Origin of the sequence: Aliirhizobium cellulosilyticum (genome assembly GCF_014198105.1) — a bacterium.
GTDB lineage: Bacteria > Pseudomonadota > Alphaproteobacteria > Rhizobiales > Rhizobiaceae > Neorhizobium > Neorhizobium cellulosilyticum.
In genome coordinates, this window is sequence record NZ_JACIGW010000002.1 from 395,459 (window position 1) to 420,345 (window position 24,887).

Annotated in this window: 25 protein-coding genes; 9 read left to right on the forward strand and 16 right to left on the reverse strand. The window is 59.8% G+C overall.

What is annotated here, in order from left to right; genetic code table 11:
• Positions 1–55 precede the first annotated feature (55 nt).
• The 3 genes from ubiA to GGE33_RS10825 all read right to left on the reverse strand — a co-directional run bounded on the left by ubiA (position 56) and on the right by GGE33_RS10825 (position 4,953).
• Positions 56–1,006 carry a 4-hydroxybenzoate octaprenyltransferase gene (gene ubiA, locus GGE33_RS10815; RefSeq protein ID WP_183823049.1) on the reverse strand — a complete coding sequence of 317 codons (951 nt, stop codon included), beginning with the start codon at positions 1,004–1,006 and terminating at the stop codon, positions 56–58.
• A 217-nt stretch (positions 1,007–1,223) separates the two neighbouring features.
• Positions 1,224–2,480: a cyclopropane fatty acid synthase gene (locus tag GGE33_RS10820; protein ID WP_148142861.1), complete on the reverse strand. Its 1,257-nt coding sequence runs from the start codon at positions 2,478–2,480 to the stop codon at positions 1,224–1,226.
• Between the two features lie 172 nt (positions 2,481–2,652).
• Positions 2,653–4,953, reverse strand: a complete 2,301-nt coding sequence (locus tag GGE33_RS10825; RefSeq protein ID WP_183823050.1) for a Tex family protein — start codon at positions 4,951–4,953, stop codon at positions 2,653–2,655.
• Positions 4,954–5,180: 227 nt separating this feature from the next.
• Between GGE33_RS10825 and GGE33_RS10830 the strand changes: the two genes are divergently transcribed.
• The 4 genes from GGE33_RS10830 (at position 5,181) to GGE33_RS10845 (ending at position 9,505) form a co-directional block, all read left to right on the forward strand.
• Positions 5,181–5,363 (forward strand): hypothetical protein, encoded by a 183-nt coding sequence (locus tag GGE33_RS10830; RefSeq protein WP_148142863.1) that lies wholly within the window; start codon positions 5,181–5,183, stop codon positions 5,361–5,363.
• A gap of 155 nt (positions 5,364–5,518) precedes the next feature.
• On the forward strand, positions 5,519–6,790 hold the full coding sequence (purD, locus tag GGE33_RS10835) for a phosphoribosylamine--glycine ligase (RefSeq protein ID WP_183823052.1): 1,272 nt from the start codon (positions 5,519–5,521) through the stop codon (positions 6,788–6,790).
• A 126-nt stretch (positions 6,791–6,916) separates the two neighbouring features.
• Complete coding sequence (locus GGE33_RS10840) at positions 6,917–7,393, forward strand: plant virulence effector HPE1-like domain-containing protein (protein ID WP_148142865.1); 477 nt, start codon at positions 6,917–6,919, stop codon at positions 7,391–7,393.
• Positions 7,394–7,672: 279 nt separating this feature from the next.
• Positions 7,673–9,505 (forward strand): methyl-accepting chemotaxis protein, encoded by a 1,833-nt coding sequence (locus tag GGE33_RS10845; protein WP_148142866.1) that lies wholly within the window; start codon positions 7,673–7,675, stop codon positions 9,503–9,505.
• Between the two features lie 153 nt (positions 9,506–9,658).
• Here the strand turns inward: GGE33_RS10845 and GGE33_RS10850 are convergent, their stop codons facing one another.
• The 8 genes from GGE33_RS10850 to GGE33_RS10885 all read right to left on the reverse strand — a co-directional run bounded on the left by GGE33_RS10850 (position 9,659) and on the right by GGE33_RS10885 (position 16,354).
• The gene (locus GGE33_RS10850) at positions 9,659–10,153 is read right to left on the reverse strand and encodes a 2-thiouracil desulfurase family protein (protein WP_183823055.1); all 495 of its coding nucleotides are present in this window, start codon (positions 10,151–10,153) and stop codon (positions 9,659–9,661) included.
• Entirely contained in the window at positions 10,150–10,455 is a 306-nt protein-coding gene (locus GGE33_RS10855) for a type II toxin-antitoxin system RelE/ParE family toxin (protein ID WP_183823057.1), read from the reverse strand. The genes GGE33_RS10850 and GGE33_RS10855 overlap by 4 nt, the downstream gene beginning before the upstream one ends.
• Complete coding sequence (locus GGE33_RS10860; RefSeq protein WP_183823059.1) at positions 10,452–10,697, reverse strand: type II toxin-antitoxin system ParD family antitoxin; 246 nt, start codon at positions 10,695–10,697, stop codon at positions 10,452–10,454. The genes GGE33_RS10855 and GGE33_RS10860 overlap by 4 nt, the downstream gene beginning before the upstream one ends.
• Positions 10,698–10,818: 121 nt before the next feature.
• Positions 10,819–13,149 (reverse strand): glycine--tRNA ligase subunit beta, encoded by a 2,331-nt coding sequence (gene glyS, locus GGE33_RS10865; protein WP_183823061.1) that lies wholly within the window; start codon positions 13,147–13,149, stop codon positions 10,819–10,821.
• A gap of 110 nt (positions 13,150–13,259) precedes the next feature.
• The gene (locus GGE33_RS10870; protein ID WP_183823063.1) at positions 13,260–13,583 is read right to left on the reverse strand and encodes a type II toxin-antitoxin system PemK/MazF family toxin; all 324 of its coding nucleotides are present in this window, start codon (positions 13,581–13,583) and stop codon (positions 13,260–13,262) included.
• 2 nt (positions 13,584–13,585) lie between these two features.
• Positions 13,586–13,804: an antitoxin MazE family protein gene (locus GGE33_RS10875; RefSeq protein WP_183823065.1), complete on the reverse strand. Its 219-nt coding sequence runs from the start codon at positions 13,802–13,804 to the stop codon at positions 13,586–13,588.
• A gap of 64 nt (positions 13,805–13,868) precedes the next feature.
• On the reverse strand, positions 13,869–15,788 hold the full coding sequence (locus GGE33_RS10880; RefSeq protein ID WP_183823067.1) for a DUF2207 domain-containing protein: 1,920 nt from the start codon (positions 15,786–15,788) through the stop codon (positions 13,869–13,871).
• Positions 15,789–15,802: 14 nt separating this feature from the next.
• The gene (locus GGE33_RS10885; protein WP_183823069.1) at positions 15,803–16,354 is read right to left on the reverse strand and encodes a LemA family protein; all 552 of its coding nucleotides are present in this window, start codon (positions 16,352–16,354) and stop codon (positions 15,803–15,805) included.
• A gap of 127 nt (positions 16,355–16,481) precedes the next feature.
• On the opposite strand from GGE33_RS10885, the gene GGE33_RS10890 reads away from it, so the two are divergent.
• Positions 16,482–16,787 (forward strand): type II toxin-antitoxin system RelE/ParE family toxin, encoded by a 306-nt coding sequence (locus GGE33_RS10890; protein WP_183823071.1) that lies wholly within the window; start codon positions 16,482–16,484, stop codon positions 16,785–16,787.
• A complete protein-coding gene (locus GGE33_RS10895) occupies positions 16,778–17,074 on the forward strand; it encodes an addiction module antidote protein (RefSeq protein ID WP_210303622.1) in 297 nt (98 codons plus the stop codon). Before GGE33_RS10890 ends, GGE33_RS10895 begins: the two co-directional genes overlap by 10 nt.
• Positions 17,075–17,106: 32 nt before the next feature.
• Here the strand turns inward: GGE33_RS10895 and GGE33_RS10900 are convergent, their stop codons facing one another.
• The 3 genes from GGE33_RS10900 to GGE33_RS10910 all read right to left on the reverse strand — a co-directional run bounded on the left by GGE33_RS10900 (position 17,107) and on the right by GGE33_RS10910 (position 19,261).
• Positions 17,107–18,063 carry a glycine--tRNA ligase subunit alpha gene (locus tag GGE33_RS10900; protein ID WP_148142875.1) on the reverse strand — a complete coding sequence of 319 codons (957 nt, stop codon included), beginning with the start codon at positions 18,061–18,063 and terminating at the stop codon, positions 17,107–17,109.
• A gap of 82 nt (positions 18,064–18,145) precedes the next feature.
• Positions 18,146–18,337 (reverse strand): hypothetical protein, encoded by a 192-nt coding sequence (locus GGE33_RS10905; RefSeq protein WP_148142878.1) that lies wholly within the window; start codon positions 18,335–18,337, stop codon positions 18,146–18,148.
• A gap of 57 nt (positions 18,338–18,394) precedes the next feature.
• A complete protein-coding gene (locus tag GGE33_RS10910) occupies positions 18,395–19,261 on the reverse strand; it encodes a S49 family peptidase (RefSeq protein WP_183823075.1) in 867 nt (288 codons plus the stop codon).
• 157 nt (positions 19,262–19,418) lie between these two features.
• Here GGE33_RS10910 and GGE33_RS10915 point away from each other — a divergent pair, with 157 nt between their 5' ends.
• Positions 19,419–20,759 (forward strand): Nramp family divalent metal transporter, encoded by a 1,341-nt coding sequence (locus GGE33_RS10915; RefSeq protein ID WP_183684978.1) that lies wholly within the window; start codon positions 19,419–19,421, stop codon positions 20,757–20,759.
• On the opposite strand, the gene GGE33_RS10920 is transcribed toward GGE33_RS10915, so the two are convergent.
• On the reverse strand, positions 20,728–21,561 hold the full coding sequence (locus tag GGE33_RS10920) for a tRNA1(Val) (adenine(37)-N6)-methyltransferase (RefSeq protein WP_148142881.1): 834 nt from the start codon (positions 21,559–21,561) through the stop codon (positions 20,728–20,730). The genes GGE33_RS10915 and GGE33_RS10920 overlap by 32 nt on opposite strands.
• A complete protein-coding gene (locus GGE33_RS10925) occupies positions 21,558–21,779 on the reverse strand; it encodes a putative signal transducing protein (protein WP_148142882.1) in 222 nt (73 codons plus the stop codon). The genes GGE33_RS10920 and GGE33_RS10925 overlap by 4 nt, the downstream gene beginning before the upstream one ends.
• A gap of 97 nt (positions 21,780–21,876) precedes the next feature.
• Between GGE33_RS10925 and GGE33_RS10930 the strand changes: the two genes are divergently transcribed.
• Together GGE33_RS10930 and GGE33_RS10935 are read left to right on the forward strand one after the other, a co-directional pair.
• A complete protein-coding gene (locus GGE33_RS10930) occupies positions 21,877–22,893 on the forward strand; it encodes a polyprenyl synthetase family protein (RefSeq protein WP_183823077.1) in 1,017 nt (338 codons plus the stop codon).
• A gap of 153 nt (positions 22,894–23,046) precedes the next feature.
• Positions 23,047–24,882, forward strand: a complete 1,836-nt coding sequence (locus GGE33_RS10935) for a tetratricopeptide repeat protein (protein WP_183823079.1) — start codon at positions 23,047–23,049, stop codon at positions 24,880–24,882.
• Positions 24,883–24,887 lie beyond the last annotated feature (5 nt).

A 24,887-nucleotide genomic window follows, 5' to 3' on the forward strand; every position in this document is an offset into this window, starting at 1 on the left:
GCGCAAAGCCCGGCTTCAACAAGCCGGGCTTTCTCAGTTCAGCATCATCGCTGTCTCAGAAAATGAGCGAGAGAAGCAGGCCGGCAAAGAGGATTGCGCCGACACGATTGTTGGAGAGGAACAGGTCCCGGCACTGGGCGGTATTGCGGATATCCAGAATGAGAATCTGCCAGCCGAGCATAATGACCATAGCAATCAGCCCGACATAGGCGAAGAAACCGGCACCGGCCGCGATAAAGGACAAGAAAAGAAACAGGACGGTGACGCCGTAGAGCCCGACAAGGCAGGGTTTTGCCTTGTCGCCGAACAGCCGTGCAGTAGAGCGAACACCGATCAGTTCGTCATCCTCGATATCCTGATAGGCATAGATCGTGTCGTAACCGATTGTCCAGGCAACGGCACCGATATAGAGAAACACCGGCGCCCAGGAGAGCGATCCGAAGATTGCCGCCCAGCCTATCAGCGCGCCCCAGGAGAATGCGAGCCCAAGGAAGAACTGCGGCCAATCGGTAAAACGTTTGGCAAAGGGATAGATGGCGACGACAGCGAGCGAGGCTATGCCGAGCACGATCGAGAAGGTGTTGAACTGAATGAGGACAAGCAGTCCGACCAGCGCCTGCAGAACGATGAACACCTTGGCACCGAAACGGGACACGCGGCCCGACGGCAGCGGGCGCGAACGGGTGCGCGCCACTTCCATGTCGATATCGTGGTCGACGAGATCGTTATAGGCGCAGCCTGCGCCACGCATGGCGACAGAGCCGACGAACATCAGGAAGAGATAGAAGATGATCGTGCCCGCCGAAGGCTCCAGGCCATCGGGTGCCGCGTCCGCCGCAAGAGCGATGGACCAGAAGCACGGCCACATCAGAAGCTGCCAGCCGATCGGGCGGTCCCAGCGGGCAAGCTGGGAATATCCCCATAGCGATCGCGGCAGCACGCGATAGACAAAATTATCGGAAGGGGCATCGGCCACGCGAGCGGCATCATTTGGGGCGTTTGTCATCATGCCGAGGTTCTAGCGCCGGGGATTTGGGGTGGTCAAGGAGATGGAAGAATCATCGCCTTCAAGTCCCCCTCTGGCCTGCCGGCCATCTCCCCCACAAGGGGGAGAAGACCCGTGGCGGCCTCTTGCCAATTTCTCACCGGAGGGATCGGCCGGGTTAAGCCCTCCCCCTTGTGGGGAGGGTTGGGAGGGGTCTTCTGCCCCCAGCTGGGCACCATCACACCGCAATCTTGTCCAACGGCAATCGGCTCTGTTCAAACGCCCGCAATTCCGCTTCCCGCTCATAGATGTAGTCGCGGGTATCAGGAACGGCTTGGCGCTTCTTGACGATCTGGATCTGGAAGATGTGGAAGGCTTCGTGGGTGAAGGCCATTTCGGAGGCTGCGAGGTAGAACTCCCACATCCTGACGAAACGGTCGTCATAAAGCGCTGCCGCCTTTTCCCTGTTGGCCATGAAGCGCTCGCGCCAGTGGCGCAGCGTATAGGCGTAATGCATTGGCAGGATTTCAACGTCGGAGACCAGCAGTCCCGCCTTTTCGATCGCCGGAAGCACTTCCGCCAGAGACGGGATATAACCGCCCGGGAAGATGTACTTTTCGATCCACGGATTGTTGTAGATCGCCGGATAGGGCTGGCCGATCGAATGCAACACCATCACGCCGTCATCGGCGAGCACATCGTTCACCTTGTTGAAGAACTTCTTGTAGTTCAGGCGGCCCACATGTTCGAACATTCCGACGGAGACGATGCGATCGTAGCTCTTGGTCGGCGGGAGGTAATAATAGTCCTGCAACTCGAAACGGACGCTGTTGGCGAGACCCCGCCTGGCGGCGCGTTCGCGGGAGATCTTGAGCTGCTCGGTCGACAGCGTGATGCCGGTCACGTCGATACCGGAGCTTTCCGACAGATACATCGCCATGCCGCCCCAGCCGGAGCCGATTTCCAGCGCCTTCTGGCCGGGCTCTGCCAGAAGCTTTGCCACGATATGGCGTTTCTTGGCGATCTGCGCCTCGTCCAGCGAAATGCCGGGCGGGTTGAAGTAGGCGCAAGAATATTGCCAGTCCTCGTCGAGAAACAGCGAGAACAGCTTTTCGTCGAGATCGTAGTGATGCGAGACGTTCTTGCGATTGTGGTTGATCGGAACGCGATTACGGAACTGCGCCTCGATCATGCGGCCGATGCCGCGGACGATCATGCCGAATGTCAGGCCTTCGGACAGGGTGTTGTCCTTGATCAGGGCCAGGAACTCATAGATGTCGCCTTCTTCCACAAGGAGACGGCCATCCATGTAGAGCTGGCCGAGTTGCAACTGCGGATCACGCAGAAGCGCCAATTCCGATGCTTCGTCGGTGAAGCGGATGGCCACCGACCGACCTCCCCCTCCTCCATATCGCTGTTCGCCTCCCGTCCCACGGACGGTGAGAGTGCCTATCTTGATGATTTTGCTAAGAAGATCGTGAAGGGACGAGTTCACGGACCCACCTCCTGAATACTAAGGGAACCTTACTATTTTTCGAAATCTAGCGTCTATTCCTCGGACTGCAAGCACATTCCGGTCATGAAAATGACACGAAACAGCACGCCGTCAAACGGGTTGTTTGACGGCGCACACCTAATGGTAGCAATGGCATCGAAGCTTGTAAAATTCAGCGCTTTTTTAAAGCTTCTGCGAGCGCTGCGCCGAAAGCGCCTTGTGAAGAAGGCTTTTCGGTCTTCATGAATTTTTGATTGGCGGGGCGTTCATTTTTGCCCGGACCACGCGGCGGCGGGGCGCTTTCGCCTCCATCCTTGCGCATTGTCAAGCCGATTCGCTTGCGCTTGACGTCCACCTCGACTACCCGAACCTTCACCACATCACCCGCCTTGACGACTTCATGCGGGTCCTTGACGAACTTGTCGGCCAGTTGCGAGACGTGGACGAGACCGTCCTGATGCACGCCGATATCGACGAAGGCGCCGAAGGCCGCAACGTTCGTCACGGTACCTTCCAGCAGCATGCCGGGCTTGAGATCGGTGATCTCATCGACACCTTCCGCAAAAGTGGCGGTCTTGAAGCTCGGGCGCGGGTCGCGGCCGGGCTTTTCCAGTTCGGCGATGATGTCCTTCACCGTCGGCAGACCGAACTGCTCGTCGATGAACTGGCGCGGATCGACCGACTTCAACGCGGCGCTGTCGCCCATCAGGGTGCGCAGGTCGCGGCCACAGGCGGCAACAATCTTCTTTGCCACGCCATAGGCTTCCGGGTGGACGGAGGAGGCATCGAGTGGCTCCTTGCCGTTCGGAATACGCAGGAAGCCTGCAGCCTGCTCAAACGTGCGGTTGCCTAGGCGCGCGACCTTCAGAAGATCCTTGCGGCTTGCGAAAGCGCCATTCAAATCGCGATGGGCAACGATCGCTTCAGCAATGGATTTACTCAAGCCCGAAACGCGGGCGAGCAGCGGCGCAGACGCCATATTGAGATCGACGCCAACGGCATTCACCGCATCTTCGACGACGGCATCGAGCGAGCGGGCGAGCTTGCCCTGATCGACATCGTGCTGGTACTGGCCGACGCCGATCGCCTTGGGTTCGATCTTGACCAGTTCGGCCAGCGGGTCCTGCAGGCGGCGGGCGATGGAGACCGCGCCGCGCAGCGACACGTCGAGCCCAGGGAATTCGGCGGCTGCCGTTTCCGAGGCGGAATAGACCGAGGCGCCGGCTTCCGACACGATAACCTTGGTCGGCTTGGCCCCCGGCAGGGATGACAGCATATCGGCCACCAGCTTTTCCGTCTCGCGGCTGCCGGTACCGTTGCCGATGGCGATCAGTTCGACATCATGCTTGCGGATCAGCGAGGCAAGTTCAGCCTGGGTACCGCGCAGGTCGTTCTTCGGCGGGAAAGGATAGACGGTCGAGGTGTCGATCAGCTTGCCGGTGGCATCGACGATCGCGACCTTGACGCCAGTGCGGATGCCCGGATCGAGGCCCATGGTCGAGCGGGAACCGGCAGGAGCGGCCAGAAGCAGGTCCTTGAGATTACGCGCGAAGACGTGAATTGCATCCTCTTCGGAGCGCTCGCGCATTTCCCGCATCAGATCGAGCGACAGGGAGACAGAGAGCTTGACGCGCCAGGTCCAGCCGGCAGCCTCCATCAGCCACAGGTCGCCCTTGCCAGAGCCGCGGATTTCAAACGCAGCGGCAATGATGCGCTGTGCCGGCTTGACCGGGGATGTGTCGTCGGCATCGACATCTATCGTCAGCGTTAGCATTTCCTCATTCCAGCCGCGCAGCATGGCGAGTGCACGGTGGCCGGGAACGGTTGCCCAGCGCTCCGTGTGATCGAAATAGTCGGCGAACTTTGCGCCCGCCTCCTGCTTGCCATCGACCACCTTGGCGCGGAGAACGGCGCCATCGCGCATATGCTGGCGCAGGCGGCCGAGAAGATCGGCATTTTCGGAGATGGTTTCGGCAACGATATCGCGCGCGCCATCGAGCGCCGTCTTCAGGTCGGCGACTTCACCCTGAACATAGTCTTGCGCAAGCTTTGCCGGGTCGGCGTTGCGATCTGCCCAGATGGCTTCGGCGAGCGGGCCAAGGCCCCGCTCGCGGGCGATCTCGGCGCGGGTACGGCGCTTCGGCTTGTAGGGAAGATAAAGGTCTTCCAGTTCGGCCTTGGTGGCGGCAACGGCAAGCTTGGCCGCCAGTTCGTCGGTCATCTTGCCCTGGGTATTGATGCTGTCGACGATCGAGACGCGGCGGGCTTCCAGCTCACGCAGATAGACGAGGCGCTCGGCGAGATTGCGAAGCTGCGTATCGTCGAGGCCACCGGTCACTTCCTTACGATAGCGCGCGATGAAGGGAACCGTCGCGCCTTCATCCAGCAGACCGATCGCCGCCTTCGCCTGATCCGGGCGCGCGTTGATTTCTGCGGCAATCGCAAGGCTGAGTTTTTGGATGTCGGCGGCCATGGAAGTCCTCGTCTAGATCGGGAGGCGCGACCATAGTCAAACTTTGCGGCAAGACAACACTGCCTTTCCCTGCGCTCACAGGATGATGAAGCAGCCTGTGCCAAAACGGACCGGCATTCACAAATCGATAACCGTCACCCGGTGGATAAAGACGTGACATCTTCTCGCATTCGTCGCGCCACCTATAGTTAGCGACGCCGCATGATGCGGTACGCATGGAGGTATGAATGCCCAGAAGAATCGCCACCCAACTCGCCCGTGATGAGGCGGTGGGCTCCGAAGAGCTGGAGGCCGCCATCATCTACCTGAGCGAAAAGATAAAAGATGCGGCCAAAAGAGACGAACCGGTTCCCTTCCTCGCCTATAGAAATCGACTGATTTTCGAAACGACACTGGCGTTGCGCCGGTAGGAGCATGCACGCTCTAGAAACATATCATCAAGGCGGTGCCGACCCTGTTATCCCTGTGGGGCCGGCCGCCAACCGGGTGCATATCGGCCGCAGACCCTTGACCTTTGCGGCAACGGGCCTTAACCGCCCCAGTGAAACAACCATGAGGGCGGTTTATGAAGGTTCTGCTGATCGGCTCAGGCGGCCGCGAACATGCACTGGCGTGGAAGCTCGCACAGTCTCCCAAACTGACTGCCCTTTATGCCGCTCCGGGCAATCCCGGTATCGCGGAACATGCCCAGATCGCTTCCCTTGACGTCGATGATCATGGCGCAGTTGCCGAATTCTGCCTGACCAATGGTATCGACTTCGTCGTGGTCGGTCCGGAAGGTCCGCTGGTGGCCGGTATCGCCGACGTGCTGCGTTCCAAGAACATCGTCGTATTTGGACCATCGGCCGCGGCAGCCCAGCTCGAAGGCTCCAAGGGTTTCACCAAGGATATCTGCGCCCGCTACAATATCCCGACCGGAGCCTATCGCCGCTTCACCAATGGTGAAGAAGCCAAGGCCTATGTGACCGAGCAGGGCGCGCCGATCGTGGTCAAGGCGGACGGACTTGCCGCCGGCAAGGGTGTCACCGTGGCAATGACGGTCGAAGAAGCACTTGCCGCGATCGACGACTGCTTCGACGGCGCCTTCGGGGCAGCCGGTGCGGAAGTCGTGGTCGAGGCCTATCTCGATGGCGAGGAGGCAAGCTTCTTCTGCCTTTCCGACGGCAAGACCGCGCTGGCGCTGGCAACCGCGCAGGACCACAAGCGTGTGGGCGACGGCGACACCGGACCGAACACGGGCGGCATGGGCGCCTATTCCCCTGCCCCGGTGATGACGCCCGAAATGGTCGAGCGGACGATGAAGGAAATTATCGAGCCGACCATCCGCGGCATGGCGGAAAGCGGCCATCCGTTCACCGGCGTCTTCTTTGCCGGCCTGATGATCACCCAGAAGGGTCCGGAACTGATCGAATACAATGTCCGCTTCGGCGACCCGGAATGCCAGGTGCTGATGATGCGGCTGAAGAGCGATCTTCTCGAACTGCTCTATGCCGCCGCAACCGGCACCCTCAATCAGGTCGAGGCGCTGTGGAACGACGATGTGGCGCTGAGCGTCGTCATGGCATCCAAGGGTTATCCCGCCGCCTATGACAAGAACACGCCGATCGCCAAATTGCCGTCAACCGGCAGAGGCGAGAAGATCTTCCATGCCGGCACCGCGATCAAGGACGGACAGCTGGTTGCGACCGGCGGCCGGGTGCTGAACGTTACGGCGATCGGCCATAATGTCCGCGAGGCACAGGCCGGGGCCTATTCGCTCGTAGAAGGCATCACCTGGGAAAACGGTTTCTGCCGCCGCGATATCGGCTGGCGTGCGGCCGCGCGCGAGAATTCCTGACAGCTTGGCCGCATGCCTTCTGGTGATGCGGCCGATCGTTACAGTTTAAGCCGTTATTTACCGGTTCTCCTGACGGGATCGAAACCACTGATGGACTATGCATGATGCAAAGAGAGGATTTGCATCATGCGCCATCTGGCCCTCACAGCCTTCGTGCTTTTCGCCGGTACTGCCCAGGCGCAGTCTGTAATGCCATTTCCGGGCAATACGCAGGGAACGACCCCAAGCATGCTGAGCTTGACTTGCGAAACCTGCCCTCCTCTCAAGAAGGCCGAAGACAGTAACTACAAGGTTCCCGAGCTGAAAGGCAGCATCCAATCGGTCTCGCTTATGGAGATCGACGGCCAGAAGAAGATCGTACGTACCGATGCTTGGATGGGCGGCTCGCCGGTCGTCCATATCAGCAAGGTACCGGACTGGATGAACATCGATCAGATGCAGGCTGTGATTGCGACCACGAGCGGCAGATATGTCCAGACAGAGGTCCAGACCGCGAGCCATCAAGCTGACCCGATCGACCTTGAGTCAAAGACAGGCGCCGTGGAGAAAAGCACCTTCAGCGAGCAGAAGATAAAAGACACTCCACTTAGGTTGAGTGAATAACGAGAGCTGCTTATTTCGCCATCCGCAAGATACACTATTCCTAATACTTCTACCCTGACTTGTTAAATTCCCTATCGGGCTGAAAATTCGCGATAACGTTCGATAATATATCCGTTATCATCGGCCATCCGCCAAAAACTTAAATTTTTATTCAAAGATACAGGGCATTTTTAGCCTTGTGCGATGCAGCACGAATTTTGCGCAGGATGCGCTCCTTCCCAACACTTGAAGTTTATTCGGCTGCCGGACAATGGCGGTCGGTATGGTCGCGAGGATTCCATGAAGAACCTGAAGATCTCCCATCAGCTCGTCCTGCTCGTGCTGACATTAATGGTCGCCTTCGCGGTCGGTACCTATTTCGAACTACGCGCATCCACCAGCGCGATCTATGCAGAGCGTTACGGAATGCTGCGCAGCCAAGTGGAATCCGGCATCGGCATTCTGAAGAAATTCCAGGAGCGTGAAGCGGCTGGCGAGCTGACGCGCGAGGACGCCCAGAAACAGGCCTTCGCAGCTGTCTCCGCCATGACCTTCAAGCCGGACGGTTATCTCTATGCCTATGACTATGACGTGACGATGCGCCTGCATCCAGACCCCAAGCGTCTCGGCCAGAATTTCAAGGGCAAGCCCGACAGCCAGGGCTTCATGTATCGCGACGAGTTGGTCAAGCTCGCCCGTGCCGGCGGCGGCACTGCAGACTTCCTTGGGCCCAAGCCCGGCGAACAGGGCGAGGATTTCCGCAAGAGCTCCTATGCGCTCGCTTTCGAACCCTGGCAGTTGGTTCTCGTTACCGGCGTCTATGTCGATGACCTCGAAGCCCAGGTCCGCTCGGACATCATGAAGGCCGTCGGCATCGGAGCCGGCATCCTTGTGCTTGCCGCCATCCTTGCACTGATTGTCATCCGCAACATTTCCGGACCGCTCAGCGATATCCGCAACGCGCTGAACGCCGTTGCCGACGAGGATGTCAATCTCAAGATCCCGCATACGGGCATGACGAACGAAGTGGGCCTGATGGCCCGCGCCACCGAAGCCCTGCAGCAGAAGGTGCGCGAGCGCCATGCGATGGAAGAACGCCAACAGCGCCAACAGGAGGAACTCGACGGCGAGCGCCAGCAGAACCTCGACATGCAGCGCGACGAGGCCAAATTGCAGGCCCGCGTCGTCTCCACGATCGGCTCCGCTCTCGAAAACCTCGCCAAGGGCGACCTCACGGTTCGCTGCGGCGATCTCGGCAGTCGCTATGCCGGCCTGCGCGACAACTTCAACGAGGCGCTCGGCCATCTCGAAGCTGCCATGTCCAAGGTCAATGCCAAGGGCATCGATATCGGCGGCTCGAAGGAGGAAATCCGTCGCGCTTCCAATGAGCTGTCGCAGCGCACCGAGCGCCAGGCGGCAAGTCTGGAAGAAACTTCGGCGGCTCTCGACGAACTGACGGTTGCCGTCAAGCAGACCGCTGACGGCGCTCGCGAGGCGGCCCAGCGGGTCGTCACGGTCAGCGGCGAAGCGAACCGCAGCGATGCCGTGGTTGCCGAAGCGATCGAGGCGATGAGCGGTATCGAGCAATCCTCCGGCGAGATTTCCAAGATCATCGGCGTCATCGACGAGATCGCGTTCCAGACCAACCTGCTGGCGCTCAATGCCGGCGTCGAGGCCGCGCGTGCCGGCGAAAGCGGCAAGGGTTTTGCCGTCGTCGCCCAGGAAGTGCGTGAACTCGCCCAGCGTTCGGCAGCCGCCGCCAAGGAGATCAAGGACCAGATCTCGCATTCCTCGCATCAGGTGGAAAATGGCGTTCGCTTGGTGGGCGAGGCCGGCGAAGCGCTCAAGCGAATTTCGAGCCAGGTAAAGGCGGCAAGCGACATCGTCAGCAAGATCGCCGATTCCGCCGCAGAGCAGGATTCGACACTGCGTTCGATCTCCTCGTCGCTCAACCATCTCGACCAGGCAACCCAGCAGAACGCCGCCATGGCGGAAGAGACCACGGCCTCTGCGGAAGCGCTCGCAGTCGATACCGAGGACCTCCTGAACCTGATCCGAGGCTTCCGCGTCAGCGGTTCGAAACACGCCGACAGCCTGCGCGACATGGCCGGCCAGATGCGCATGGCAAGCTAATTTACACTATCTAGGTTCCGCCCTAGTCGGGCGGAGTGCTCACCAAGTTACGCGGGGGACGCGGGGATGAAAGCCGTCAGGACAATATGGTCCGGCGGCTTTCTCTTTTCAGTACTTTTTCGGGATCCGCGCGATAGCGGCAAACGGGCGGCGTCAGGCTTTTGCCAACAGCTCCACCAGTTCCTCCACCTGGCGATCTGAACACACGACGATACCTGCCTGCTCCAGAAGCGCAGCCGTCACGCCGTTGCCTGCGTGTCTCAGCCCCTCGAACGATCCGTCATAGATAAAGCCCGAGCCACAGGATGGGCTGCCGTCGATCAGAAGCGCGTGGGTGCAGCCATGCGCCTGCGCAAATTCCAGCGCGTGACGGGCACCCGCGACGAAGGCCTCGGTCACATCACCGCCGGTGATCTCCATGACCCGCGCCCGCCCCTCAAGCACATCGGCCCCGGTCATGCCCTTCTCGATCTCGGCAGGCGGCCGCGGCACGCCCATGCCGCCGGCCAGCTCCGGGCAGATCGTCACCAGCCTCCCCTCCTCCCGCCACCGATCGATCGCCGGATGGACGAGCGGCTTTCCCTTGCCGTCATAACGGACGGCATGGCCGAGAAGGCAGGCGCTGATGAGGATTTTGGAGACTGTCATTGCTGTTCGTCGAGATGGCGGCGGATATCGACCTTTTCGTGGAGGATACGAACGATTTCGACCTGCCCGTCATCAGCGCATACATAAAAAATGAGATGGTGGTCGCATAGAAAGCGGCGATAGCCGGGCATGATCGTATCTACCTGTTGCCCGAGACCTTGATTGGTCCCAAGCAAAACGAACATATCGAACAAGCGGGAGACATAGGTCTCAGCCTGCTCAGTGGACCAGATATTGGCAGTATATAACCAGATATCGTCAAGATCTGCCTCGGCAGTCGGGCGTAGACGATAGACTTTCATCGCCCATGCTTTTCACGCATCCGGGACAGGAACTCATCCCGATCGACGTAATGCGCAGGGCCGCTATTCTCGCTCTCGATCAGCAATTCGCGCAGCCTCTCGATCTTCATCTGCTCTTCCTCGAGCATGCGAAGCCCCGCCTCGATAACCTCGTCAACGGTCTCGAAGCGTCCGCTTTCCAACTCGCGCGAGACGAAGCTTGCGGCCTGATCGCTGACGGTCACTTGCACGGGCTTGTTCATCGAAGGCTCCTGGAGAAATCCACACTCAGTTTAACACGGAGCGCAGCGCAGAAAAAAGCCCCGGATTAGCGGGGCTTTTGAAAGTTCGGATGGATTGCGTCTGCTTTTGCAGAGCCGCGCCTTACCCGCTGATCTTGGAGAAATCCGCAACCGTGCCGGTCGCCTCGCGGATGGCTTTCAGGAGGGCCAGGCGGTTGGCGCGGATGGCGGTGTCCTCGTCGTTGACCAGAACATCCTCGAAGAATTTGTCGACCGGCGCGCGCAGCTGTGACAGGGCTTCCATGGCGGAGCGGTATTCTTTCTTCGATACCGCTTCGGAGGTTTCCTTAGAGGCCACCTGGACCGCAGCCCAAAGCGCCTTTTCGGCATCGAGCTTCAGGAGTTCGCCGGAAACGCCCTCGGCAATAACGGTGCCCTTCTTCTCTTCGGCGGCAAGCAGCTGTGTAGCGCGCTTGGTGCCAGCCAGCAGGTTCTGGCCGTCTTCGGAGGAGATGAAGGAGGTCAGCGCTTCTGCCCGACGGGCTGCGAGCAGGAGATCATCGGTCTCCGGCGTCAGTACCGAGTCGATGATGTCGTGACGGGCGCCCATATCGCGCAGGTAGACTTTCAGGCGGTCATGGAAGAAGGACAGGAGGTCGTTCTGAACTCGATAGATCCCGTGAAACACGTGATCCGACCATCCTTCGATGACGGGCGAAGAACTATCAAATTCCTCAACCATTTCTGGGCGGTTCAGTATCTCCGCTGCAGCACTTACGCTTTTCCCCATCTCAGAGAAGAACCTCTCTGCGTCCGAATTTAGAACGGGAATAGCCGCATTTTCGATCTGCTTGAGGAGCGGCAACTCGACACTCCGCTCCAAGAGAATGCGCACAACACCCAGAGCCGCACGGCGCAGCGCATACGGGTCCTTCGAGCCGGTCGGCTTTTCGTCGATGGCCCAGAAGCCGGTAAGCGTATCGAGCTTGTCGGCGAGCGCGACGGTGATTGCCACCTTGTCCTTCGGCACACGGTCGGACGGGCCTTGCGGCTTGTAGTGATCCTCGATGGCGATCGCGACGGATTCCTTTTCGCCCTGCAGACCGGCATAACGGCGGCCCATCAGGCCCTGCAGTTCGGGGAATTCGCCGACGGCCTCTGTGCGAAGGTCAGCCTTGGCGAGCACAGCCGCACGATCGACGAGGATCGGGTCGGCGCCGACGATAGGGGCCAGTTCCTTGGCCAGCGCGCGGATGCGGGCAACGCGCGCTCCTTGCGTGCCGAGCTTGGCGTGGAACGTCACGTTCAGCGCATCGAGCTTGGCCATGCGCTGGTCGAGCGGCTTCTTCAGGTCGAGATCGAATTTTTTCGCCGAGTCCACCAGCGTGCCGAGATCCGGGATATCGCCCTGGTCGCGGGTCCAGAAATGCTTGGCATCCGACAGGCGGGCGCGCACGACCTTGCCGTTACCGTGGATGATTTCCTTGCCGCCATCCTTGGCATCGATATTCGAGATCAGGATGAAATGGTTGGACAGGCCTTCTTCCACGCCTTGCGGGCGGGTAACGAAGCATTTCTGGTTGGTCTTGATCGTCAGGCGGATGATTTCAGCCGGGATTTCGAGATAGTCCTTCTCGAACGTGCCCATCAGCACATGCGGCCATTCGACCAGACCGGAAACCTCTTCGAGCAGGCCTTCGTCCTCGACCAGATCGAGGCCGCTTGCGAATGCGAGATCACGGGCATCGTGCAGGATCATGTCCTTGCGACGGTCGGCATCGAGCATGACCTTCGCCTTTTCGAGGCTTGCGACATAATCATCGAAACGGCGAACGGTGATCGCATCCGGTGCGTGGAAACGGTGACCATAGGTGACGTTGCCGGCGGTGATGCTATCGATTTCGAAGGGGATGACTTTGGTCTCGTCATGCTCGGAGCCGAAAGTGCAGATGATCGACTGCAACGGGCGCACCCAGCGCAGACTTTCCGAACCCTTGCCCTCGACGCCGCCATAGCTCGAACCCTTTGGCATGGAGGCGAAACCGGAGCGCATCGATTTCGGCCAAGGGAAGGAGCGAATGATGCCGGGCATCACGTCTGCAATAATCTCTTCGGCGGCGCGGCCGGCCTTGGAGACGATGGCGACATAGAAATCGCCCTTCTTCGGATCGGTGGCGACCTGGGCTTCGGAGATATCCGAAAGTCCGGCCTTGCGCAGGAAACCGGCAATCGCCTGTTCCGGCGCCTTGGTGGACGGTCCCTTGATTTCCTCGCGCAGATCGGCCGAACGGGCTGTCAGGCCGCGGATATCGAGCGTCAGGCGACGCGGTGTCCAGTATTCGCGCGCACCTTCATAGGTCAGGCCTGCATCCACCAGCGCGTCGGTCACGAGCTTTTTCAGGTCACCCGCCGCCTTGCGCTGCATGCGGGCAGGAATTTCCTCGGAGCGAAGTTCTAGAAGCAGGTCGGGCATGGGGCTCAAGTCTTTGCGCTTAAAAATAATGACGTGGCGGGCTTAGCAAGCCCATCCGCAAAAGTCATCAGGTCTGATTGGGAAAGTGGCGGCTAGGCCGCCGGTAAAGCTCAGACCAGGCCGAGAAACACCGCAAGCGATCTGGTGACGGCAAGCAGCGTTTCGTCTTCGAGGCGGCCGATAACGAGGCCGAGCTCGTCACGCTTTACCGACATGGCCTTGTCGATCATGATCTGGGAGGTCTTCTGCAGGCCGTTTAAAGAGGAAGGCTCAACCCTCACCCGGATCAACGGCGCCTCGACAAGAGCGGAAGAAATAAGCAGCACGGTCACCGTGCCGGTCTCGTAAAATAGGTCCGCTTGGATGACTAGTGCCGGGCGTGGTTTACCGAAATCACCAGAGACCCCAATGGTAACGAGATCGCCACGCCGCATGGTCAGCCTTCGTCATCAAGGTCGGCAAGCGTCGCATCCAGAATTGCATCGAGATCACGATCGGCGGCATCCGCGGCGGCGGCAATTTTGGCCTGACGGCGGCATTCCGCCGCAAACCCCGGCCGACGCGTATCAGGTACCCAAATCTGCACCGGACGCAGACCGGATGCTCTCAGGGCATCCCGATGCTTCTGTACTCTTCTGCCAACGGAAGCGGGCATTTTCACCTCCAAGGATCGCGTTACATGTAACGTAGTCGATCAGCTTGCAGAATTCAAGCAGCAGCTACCATCCTCCACCGCCTCCGCCGCCGCCCCCGCCGCCGGAAAAACCGCCACCTGTCGAGAAGCCGGAGGAAGACGACGAGGATTTCGGGGTCGGGATGGTGGACTGGATGGTCTGCGACATGGATGACGAGAAGCCGCCGATGCGATCGCCAAAACTGCCGAAACCGTCACCGTGATACCAGGTCGAGCTATAGGCTGCGGCACCGGCGGCAACCGCCGTTGCCAGCCATGCCTCGAATGCCTCGCTCCACGGTTTTTCGACGCCGAGCGCTACGGCATAGGGCAAGAGCTTTTCGAAATGCTGCGGCGACATGGAAGGGGCGCCGGCCATGTTCATCCGGTCCTTTTCGGCGACCGTCAGGTAGGTGCGCAGGCCTTCGATCTCATCCATCAGCTTGCGGCCGAGCGGGGTCGGCGCGCCCATCAGGAAGAAGAACAGCGCATTGATGAGGACGAAACCGCCGATGCCGGCGAAGACCGGCCACTGGCCATCCCCGATGCTGTCGATCATGCCGACGATGAAAGTCCCGCCAATGGAAAAGGCGACAAGGCCGAACATGGCAAGCGAGATGATCGCGACGATGCGGGCGGCAATGGTTTTCTTCCGCAGCAGTGACTTGCCGGCATTGACCGCAAAGAAGGACCAGAAGCCGCCGAACAAGACGGCGGGAAGCAGAAGCCCGAGATCATCCGGATCGATATCGCCAAAAATCAGCAACGCCGCCGCGGCCATCAGGCTGAGCAGCACGCCAAGCACGACATAGACGGTATTGTGCCTGTAATATTTGCCCCGATGTTCCTTCTCGATCGCCTGCCGGAAGGCCTTGCCGATCTCTTGTACCCGTTCGCCATTCGACTTCTCGATCGCGAATGTGTCACCCGCTGCGCCCATCTGGAACAGCATGCTCTTTTGTCCGGAGGGGAGATCCTTCAACGGCTTTCTATCGCTGATCCTGACGACAACCCGCGACTTGAGGTCTTCGAGCGTCAGATAACCCTTTACCGCAAGATCAAGCAGGCTTGCCGAAAACGCAGTCCAGCCGCCGCCGGAAAATCCCTTGTTGTCAATATAGTTGACCAGCGCCGGCGAGATGCCGGCCGGTGTATCCCAGCGCGGCACGATGACGCCGCCTTGCGGGTCACGGCCGACTCTCCGCCAGACCACGAAATAATAAAAAGCAACGACGGCGAGGCCACCGAGGGCAAGGAACAAGTTACGGTTGTCACGCCACCACCACGCACTCTCCTGATCTGCGGAAGGTGCTGTAACGATGCCCTTGGGGAAGCCGACGACTATCGTGAGGCCTTCCTCACTGCCCAGCGGGCGGGTCGTGGTGAATGTCGCCTGGCTGCCAGAAGCGCTTGCGCGGACGTCGCTGGCGGTGGAACCGTAGGCACCGGTAAAGGCAGTGGTATCCGTGACCCTGCCGCCCGGCAGCGTCACACGCGCCGAAGCCTGTGCAATGCGGAACTGCCAGCCATTCCCGGTGGCGTTCCAGTACAACTCGTCATGATCGTCGAAATAACGGATCTGCCGGTTGGTTCTGTAGGTGATGGCGTAGGTGTGCTCGCCGGGAGATAGAAACGTGTTTTCATCCCCGGCATAGATGCGGATGCCGCGGGAGATGGTTTCCGTATGAAAGGCTTCCGGGCGGCCATCGCGGGTAACGGAGACGGGCTCGAAACCGACCCGGATCGTGCGGCCTTTCGCATCCTCCATGGTCATCGGGAAATCGCGAAAAATGCCGCGGCGGATGCGATTGCCCTCGGCATTGACCGTGATCGCCTCGGTCACCGTCAGCTCACCATCGGCAGCAATCCTGATATCCGAATTGTAGCTGCGGATATATTCCTCCGCCGCAGCCGGAAGATAACCTGCCAGAACCAAGGCAAGGGCGAGGACAAGGCGCCGAAACATCAGCGACCTCCGCTTTAGAATTTCACGCTGGGAACGGCGCGATCGGCCTCGTTTTCGATCTCGAAATACTCGCGCTTGGAAAAGCCGAAGGGGCCGGCGACAAGATTGGCGGGAAAGCTCTCGACCTTGATGTTCAGGTCGCGCGCCGAGCCATTGTAATAACGCCGCGCCATCTGGATCTCGCTTTCGATCGTCTCCAGCGAAGTCTGCAGCTCGGCGAAATTCTGGTTGGCCTTGAGGTCGGGATAGGCTTCTGCGAGCGCGAACAGTTTGCCGAGCGCCTGAGAGAGCAGGCCTTCCGCCTGCGCACGACCGGCGACATCGCCGGTGGGCACCGCCTGAGCCTGATTGCGCAGCTTCACCACCTCTTCGAGCGTGCCTTTTTCGTGCGCAGCATAACCCTTCACCGTCTCGATCAGGTTGGGGACTAGATCGGCGCGGCGCTTCAGCTGCACATCGATGCCGGACCAAGCCTCTTCCGCCATCTGCCGCGCGCGGACGAGGCCGTTATAAATGACGATGACGTAGAGAGCGACGAGCGCGATAAGGCCGAGCGCGATGTACATATCGGTAATACCCCCAGTTTCTGCCGATACATCTAACGCGATCCGTCACTTATTGAATAGCTGACCGCACTAAACTTTGACGGCTTTCGCTTCTATTGCGAAACCGTATCCAATCGGATACATTCGTATGATCACGTTCGAGAAGACCAAGCAATTTGACGAGTGGCTGCGTTCGCTCAAGGATCAAAAGGGCAGGCTGCGAATTCTCGCTCGCCTGACATCGGCAGAGCAAGGGAATTTCGGTGATTGCGAACCGGTCGGCGGCGGGGTTTCCGAAATGCGTGTTCATTACGGTCCCGGCTACCGCATCTACTACACCCGCCGCGGCCAGACTGTTTACCTGCTGCTGGTCGGCGGCGATAAATCCACGCAGAAGCGGGATATAGGCCGAGCCATCGAGCTGGCCGCGACAATCAGGAAAGAATGGCCATGAGCGAGACCAGCACATTCGAAATTGCCGAATATCTCGATAGCCCGGATGCCATGCTGGAATATCTGGAATTGGCCATGGAAGATGAAAACCCGGACGTTTTCATCGCGGCACTCGGGCACGTCGCCAAGGCGCGCGGCATGTCCCAAGTCGCAGAACTTTCGGGGCTTGGACGGGAAAGCCTCTACAAAGCTCTCAAATCAGGATCGAAACTGCGCTACGAAACCGTCCAGAAAGTCGTTCAGGCTCTGGGCTTCCGGCTGGCTCTGGAAAAAAGCGACGCCGCGTAACTGCGGCATCGCGCGATAGTATCAAGCGAGCCTCAGGCGGCCTTTTCGCCGAAATTCGCGCCACCGGCATCCGTCAGCAGGAAAGCCTCGCCGCAGGCCTTGGCGAGCGTGCGGACGCGAAGGATGTAGCTCTGGCGTTCGGTGACCGAGATCACGCCGCGGGCATCAAGCAGGTTGAAGACGTGGGATGCCTTGATGCATTGGTCGTAAGCCGGGAAGACGCACTTGTGCAGCATCTGGTTGGCGTTGTCGCCCGGTGCACCGGCAGCGAGAAGCGCCTGGCATTCCTTTTCCGCATCGATGAAGTGGCGATGCAGCATTTCGGTATTGGCGTATTCGAAGTTATGGCGGGAATATTCCTGCTCTGCCTGCAGGAAAACATCGCCATAGGAAATCTTCTCTTCGCCTTCGCGGCCATTGAAGTTCAGGTCATAGACGTTGTCGACGCCCTGGACATACATGGCGAGACGTTCGAGACCATAGGTCAACTCGCCGGCAACCGGCGAGCATTCGATGCCGCAGACCTGCTGGAAGTAAGTGAACTGCGAGACTTCCATGCCGTCGCACCAGCATTCCCAGCCGAGACCCCAGGCGCCGAGCGTCGGGCTTTCCCAGTCATCCTCGACGAAACGCACGTCATGCAGAAGCGGATCGAGGCCGATCGCCTTCAGCGAGCCGAGATAAAGCTCCTGCAGGTTGGAAGGGTTCGGCTTCAGGATGACCTGATACTGGTAATAATGCTGCAGGCGGTTCGGATTTTCGCCGTAACGACCGTCGGACGGGCGGCGCGACGGCTGAACGTAAGCTGCCTTCCACGGCTTGGGACCAAGCGCACGCAAAGTGGTCGCGGGATGGAAGGTACCGGCACCGACCTCCATGTCGTAAGGCTGCAGAACGGCGCAGCCCTTGTCCGCCCAGTAATTATGGAGCGTCAGGATGAGCGCCTGGAAAGAGCGCTTGGGGTCCATGTGTTCGGGCAGATCGGTCATGGGCATATCGGCATCGTTTGATTGAGGATGCGGACGAGTGCCACGCGAGGCGGCGAGGGTCAAGCGTGAAGGCACGAGTGCCTTACTCTTCTTCCTTCTTCACCCGATACTCGCCCGTCACCGGATCCTTTTCCAGCGTGCCGACGGCACCGGTCTGGCGTTCCTTTTCCTGCTGCTTGCGGCGTGCGGTCAGTTTCTCCGCGTCCTTGATGAAGCGCTTGTAAAGCATCCATCCGCCGCAGATCAGCACGGCCATGAATATGAGCTGGGCCATTTCCCCTCGAAGTCCTTATGCAAATGCGCCCCGCTCTCAAACGAGACGTGTCGGGCGTCAGAGCCCGTATCGGCTCCACAATGCCCTTTCTTCGATGCTGGCGGCAAGTCCCGCCCCCGCCTGCGCGGCGATTTCACCAAAGGCGGGTGTGGTCATTTCCACGCCGGGCAGACGCTTGCCGAACAGGGTGCGGGCGCTGCCGATCAGTTCGAGGCGGACATCCTTGCCGAAGCGGCGTTTCAAGACTTCGCGCATGTCGCCCAGCCCGTCAATCAGGCCGAGTTCCAGACCTTTCGAGCCCGTCCAGAACAGGCCGGAGAAAATTTCTCCGTCATCGGACAGACGCTCACCTCGGCGCATCTTCACCATATCGATGAAGACCTTGTGGATCTCGACCTGCAGCGTCTTCAGATATTCGATATCGCTATCCTTTTCCGGCTGGAACGGATCGAGGATGACCTTGTTTTCACCGGCGGTATAGACGCGGCGCTCGATGCCGATCTTCTTCAGCATTTCAGGGAAACCGAAGCCGCCGGAGACGACACCGATCGAACCGACGATCGAGGTCGGGTCGGCAAAGATCTCGTCGCCCGCAAGCGCGATCATATAGCCGCCGGAGGCCGCAACATCCTCGACGAAGATCAGCACCTTCTTCTGCTTTTCCTCGGCAAGCGCCCGGATGCGCTGGAAGATCAGCCGCGACTGCACGGGCGAGCCGCCCGGGGAATTCACCGAGATGGCAACAACCGGTGTCTCCTTGTTGGCGAATGCCTTTTCCAGCATCGGGGCTGCCGTCGCCAGGCTCAATGTCGGCTTGAACTGGTTTCCGCCCGTCATGATCGCCCCATGCAGGCGAACGACGGGTATCGCCAATCCCTTCTTGCGAAAACGCTTCGGGAGCAGACGATTGAACAAGCCAGCCATTTAAGATCCTTCCAGAATATCGGTTCAGCAATGCATGTAGGCATTGGAACGACAAGTGCAATCGCTGTGTTCCAACGAAGGTTTACGGCTTATTGCGAATGACTTGCAATTTCATTCCAAACAAGCAAGATGCCGTTATTGCCCATCCGAGGATTACATGGATTTCTCCCGCATAAAGACCGAGAGTGGCTGGCGGCAAGATGCCCGCGAGGCGTCGCTGTCGGATGTCTATCAATCGGTCAATGTCACCCGCCACGGCTCGAAACTGAGACGTGTCCTTGCCTTCGCGGGTCCGGGTTATCTGGTCGCAGTCGGTTACATGGATCCCGGCAACTGGGCCACCTCGCTCGCCGGCGGGTCGAAATTCGGTTACGCGCTGCTTTCTGTCGCGCTGCTTTCCAACCTGATGGCGATCGTGCTGCAATCGCTCTGCGCCCGACTGGCGATCGCCTCGGGCCGCGATTTGGCGCAAGCTTGCCGTGATGCCTTTCCGCGGTCGGTCTCGGTCGTTCTCTGGGCTTTGGCGGAGATCGCCATCATCGCCACGGACATTGCCGAGGTGATAGGCACCGCGATCGGGCTCAACCTGATTTTTGGCATCTCGCTGGAAGTCGGCGTTCTCGTTACCTCGCTCGACGTGTTTCTCATCCTCTATCTGCAGAGGCTCGGTTTTCGCTGGGTCGAGGCCTTCATCATTACCCTGCTCGGGGTCATCGCCGTCTGTTTCGGCGTGCAGATCTTCTTTGCAGATCCGGTCTGGTCTGAGGTCGCGTTCGGCTTCGTGCCGACGACGGAGATCGTCAAAAACCCCGAAATGCTCTATCTGGCGCTCGGCATTTTAGGCGCGACCGTCATGCCGCATAATCTCTACCTGCATTCCGGCATCGTGCAGACGCGTGATTTCGGCAAGACGGTGCCGGAAAAGCGCGAGGCGCTCAAATTCGCGACGATCGATTCCACGGTTGCGCTCACCTTCGCGCTGATGATCAATGCCGCCATTCTCATCCTTGCGGCAGCAGCCTTCAATGCCAACGGGCACACCAATGTGGTTGAACTCGGCCAGGCAAATGCGCTCCTGTCGCCCATCCTTGGCCTCGCTCTGGCGCCGGTCTTCTTCGGCATCGCCCTGCTCTGCTGCGGCCTCAACTCGACGGTGACGGCAACGCTTGCCGGGCAGATCGTCATGGAAGGTTTTCTGCATATCAAGCTGAAGCCGTGGGTCCGGCGCGTGGTGACGCGGGCAATTGCGATCGTGCCGGCCGGTATCGTCACCATCTGGTATGGCGATGCTGGAACGTCCGAACTTCTGATCCTCACCCAGGTCGTGCTCAGCCTGCAGCTTTCCTTCGCCGTCTTTCCGCTGGTGATGTTCACGACCAGCAAGGCGAAGATGGGTGCGCTGGTCGCGCCACGCTGGCTGGCGGCACTTGCCTACCTGATCGCCCTCGCCATTGCCGCGCTCAATGTCAAACTGCTGATCGACGTGGTGAGCGGCTGACAGTGCGACGCAGATAGGCCGAACGGCCATTGTTCAGGTCGTCGACATCGGCGCTGAACGAATGGCCGTCTGGACCATGCACGACAAGCGGTGCGCGGAATATCAGCCTTGCCTTCGATCCCTTGATCGCCGTCACGAGAATGCGGGTCGCATCCTCGCCGGGGCGCGGATGGACGGGGGTGATTTCGACGCCGCCAAAACGCTTTCCGCAAGCTGCCAGAATATCGGCAATGGATTCAGGCCGTGCGATCAGCGACAGCTGCCCGCCGGATTTCATGATAGCGCCCGCAGTCTTCAGCCAGGCCTCGAACAGGCCATCCGTCATCGCATGCGCCTCTGCCTTCAGGTTGTCGGGGGTCCTGCGATCCCCGGCATGATTGAAGGGCGGGTTCATGATGACGTGATCGTGAACCTCGTCTTCAAGACCTGCTGCGACCCGGGCCTTGCCGGTCAGGCTCACGTCCGCCTCGAGCACATCCACGCGGTCCGCCAGGAAGGCGTTTTCGGGCAGAGCGATGCTTCGTCTGGCATAATCCGCCATGACCGGAAATTTTTCGACCAGGAGGACGTGTGCCCCACCAAGCCGCGAGGCGACCGCGAGACCCGCCGCTCCTGCCCCGGAGCCTAGATCGGCAACGCTTGCTGGCCCGTCGCCCGATACCAGCGAGGCAAGCAGCATGGCGTCCACACCAGAGCGATGCCCTTCATTTTTCGGCTGTACAACGTGGAAGCGGCCACGATGGAAGGCATCGATGGTGAAGTCTACCTGCGGCTTGGACTTGATCAGATCGGATGTGCTCATGACCGCAGTTCGGTCTCCAGGCCGGCATCAGTAAGGATTGTGCGGGCCTCTTGCGAACGCGACTCTTCCACCAGAAGACGGCGCTGCAGGAGGCCAAGCGAACCTTCCAGCACGCTCATCGACTGATCGGCGACGAGGCAATGTATGCCGGCATCTTTCATCAGGCTTTCCGCAAGTGACAGCGTGACGACATCATTGGTGCGGATAAGCTCGATCATCAGGCACCCTTTCGTGAAAAGCCCTTTATGTTTTTGCCCTACCGCCCTATGACGACGTTACTAGTCTCGTCTCATACATTTCCAGGGAGGCCTGAACTTGGGCGTCGTCATACCGCTTGAAGAAGGCAAAAACAAATCTGCATCCGTAAAGCCGCTGGTGGATCTCACCAAGGCGGACATGGATCGCGTCAACCAGCTGATCCTGTCTAAGGCCGGCTCGGATGTACAGATGATCCCGGAAGTGGCCAACCACCTGATCTCTTCCGGCGGCAAGCGGCTGCGCCCGATGCTGACGCTCGCATCGGCCTCGATGTTCGGTTACCAGGGCGAAGGCCATGTGAGGCTCGCGACCTCGGTCGAGTTCATGCATACGGCGACGCTTCTGCATGACGACGTGGTCGACGAAAGCGATCTGCGCCGCGGCAAGTCCACAGCACGGATGATCTGGGGCAATCAGGCAAGCGTTCTCGTCGGCGATTTTCTGCTCGGCCAGGCGTTCAAGATGATGGTCGATGTCGGTTCGCTCGAAGCGCTCGACGTGCTTGCGACAGCAGCCGCCGTGATCGCCGAAGGTGAAGTTCTGCAGCTTTCTGTCGCCAAGAATCTCGAAACGACCGAAGACGATTATCTCTCCGTCATCCGCGCCAAGACAGCGGCACTGTTTGCCGCGGCTGCCGAAGTCGGCCCGATCATCGCCAATGCAGACAAGGCAAGCCGTTCGGCCCTGCGCTCCTACGGCATGAACCTCGGTTATGCCTTCCAGATGGTCGACGATGCGCTGGATTATGGCGGCAATGCTGCTGATCTCGGCAAGAATGTCGGCGACGATTTCCGCGAGGGCAAGATCACACTTCCCGTCATCCTCGCCTTCCGTCGCGGCACGCAGGAAGAACAAGCCTTCTGGCGCAGCGCCATCGAAAAGGGTGAAAGCAGCGACCAGAACCTCGAAAAGGCGCTAGGTCTGATTACCAGGCACGACGCGCTGAAGGATACGATCGCGCGCGCCCTGCATTACGGCAAGATCGCCCGCGATGCGCTGGCTCCGCTTCCGGCCGGTTCGCTGAAGGATGCGATGATGGAAGTCATCGACTTCACCATCCAGCGGGTGAACTGATCAATCTGCCGTGACAACCCTTCTGGGGATAGCTGAGCTCACGGCAGATTTCCTTGCGGACCTGCTTCAAAAAAGCCATTCTGTTATGAATCATTCGGCGCATTCCTGCGGCGACGCGTCGCCGACACGCCAGCTTTCATGAAAGGCCCGTTTATGCGGCAGACAAACCGTCATCTCCTGCTTTCCAGCGTCGCGCTCGCGGCATGCCTGGTGTTCGGTTCTGTGGCGGGCGCCGCCACACCGGACGCCAAGCCGGCCGAAGAGAAGGCGGCGACGTTCGGGGCGCGTGACGTGAAGTCGTTTGCCGGCGCGTTTCTCGCTGCCCGCACGGCCGATGTCGATCACGACTACCCGACCGCAATCGCGCTTTATCGCAAGGCACTCGATTTCGAGCCGGCCAATCTCGAAATCCGCGAACGGCTTATGATCTCGCTTCTTCTCAACGGCGATTTTGCCGACGGGTTGAAGGAAGCCGAAGCGCTGAAGAGCGACACCGCCGTCGAGCGCGTGACGAAGATCGTGCGCGGGCTGGATGCGCTGCGCAGCGGTAAATACGACAGCGCCAGGAAGATCCTTGCCTATGAGGGACCGAACGATCTCGACCGCCTGACGCATCTTCTTCTGTCCGGCTGGGCCGATGTCGGCGCCGGCAAGGGTAAAAAGGCGATCGCGACGATCAACGGGCTGAAAGGCCCCGCCTGGTTCAAGGTCTTTACCGATTACCATCTGGGTGCAATGGCGATCGTCGCCGGCGACACCTCGACCGCCCGCCAATATCTCAACCGGGCCGTGACCAATAATGACGCGGTCGCTACCGCTCCGGATACGTTCATGCGCGCCGTCATGGCGCTGGCGCGATTGGAAGCCTCGGCGGGCAACAAGCAGAAGGCGCTCGATGCGATCTCTGTCGGCGACGGCATGATCTCCAATTACGCTCCGCTCAAGGCGCTGCGCCAGAGCATCGAAAAGGGTGAAAAGCCGGCCCAGCAGGTCACGACCGCTGCCGAAGGTGCAGCCGGCGTGCTCTTCTCCATCGGCGGGGCGCTGAACCGCCAGGGTGCGGAAGACATGGTGGCGCTCTACCTGCAGATCTCGCATGCGCTCGACGAGAAGAGTGCCGATACGCTGATCATGCTCGGCGGCATTGCCGAAAAACTGGAACAGCCGCAGCGCGCCATCGCATTCTACCAGCAGGTTCCCGAGGATTCGCCGATGCGGCGGATTTCCGAACTGCAGCTCGGCATCACGCTTTCCGATACCGGCAAGATCGATGAGGCCAAGAGCCACCTGAAGGAACTGATCCAGTCCGACCCGGCCGATATCCGCAGCTACATCGCCTATGGCAGCGTCTTGTCCGAGGCCAAGGACTACAAGGAGATGGCCGCGAATTACGACAAGGCCGTCGAAGTCATCGGCTCGGTGCCTCGGCAGAGCGACTGGTCGGTGTTCTTCCAGCGCGGCATTGCCTATGAGCGCTTGAAGGAATGGCCGAAAGCCGAACCCAATTTCCGCAAGGCACTGGAACTGAACCCTGAACAGGCGCAGGTTCTGAATTATCTCGGCTATTCGCTGGTCGACATGAACCTCAACCTGGACGAAGGCCTGAAGATGATCCAGGCGGCCGTCGATGCGCGCCCCGATGACGGCTATATCGTCGATTCGCTCGGCTGGGCTTACTATCGCCTCGGCCGGTTCGACGATGCGGTGACGGAGCTTGAGAAAGCAATCCAGCTGCGCGCCGGTGATGCCACGATCAACGACCATCTGGGCGATGCCTATTGGCGGGTCGGGCGCAAGCTCGAAGCCGTCTACCAGTGGAACCGCACGCTTGTTTCCGAAGGCGAAGACGTCAACCGCGAGCATGTGAAGCAGAAGATCGAAAACGGCCTGCCGGCGCTCGATCCGAATGCCACCAATACGGTGCGCAACCAGACGGAAACCCCGGCTCAGGCCGCTCCGGCACCTGCCACGCCCGATAAGAAGTCCTGATGCAC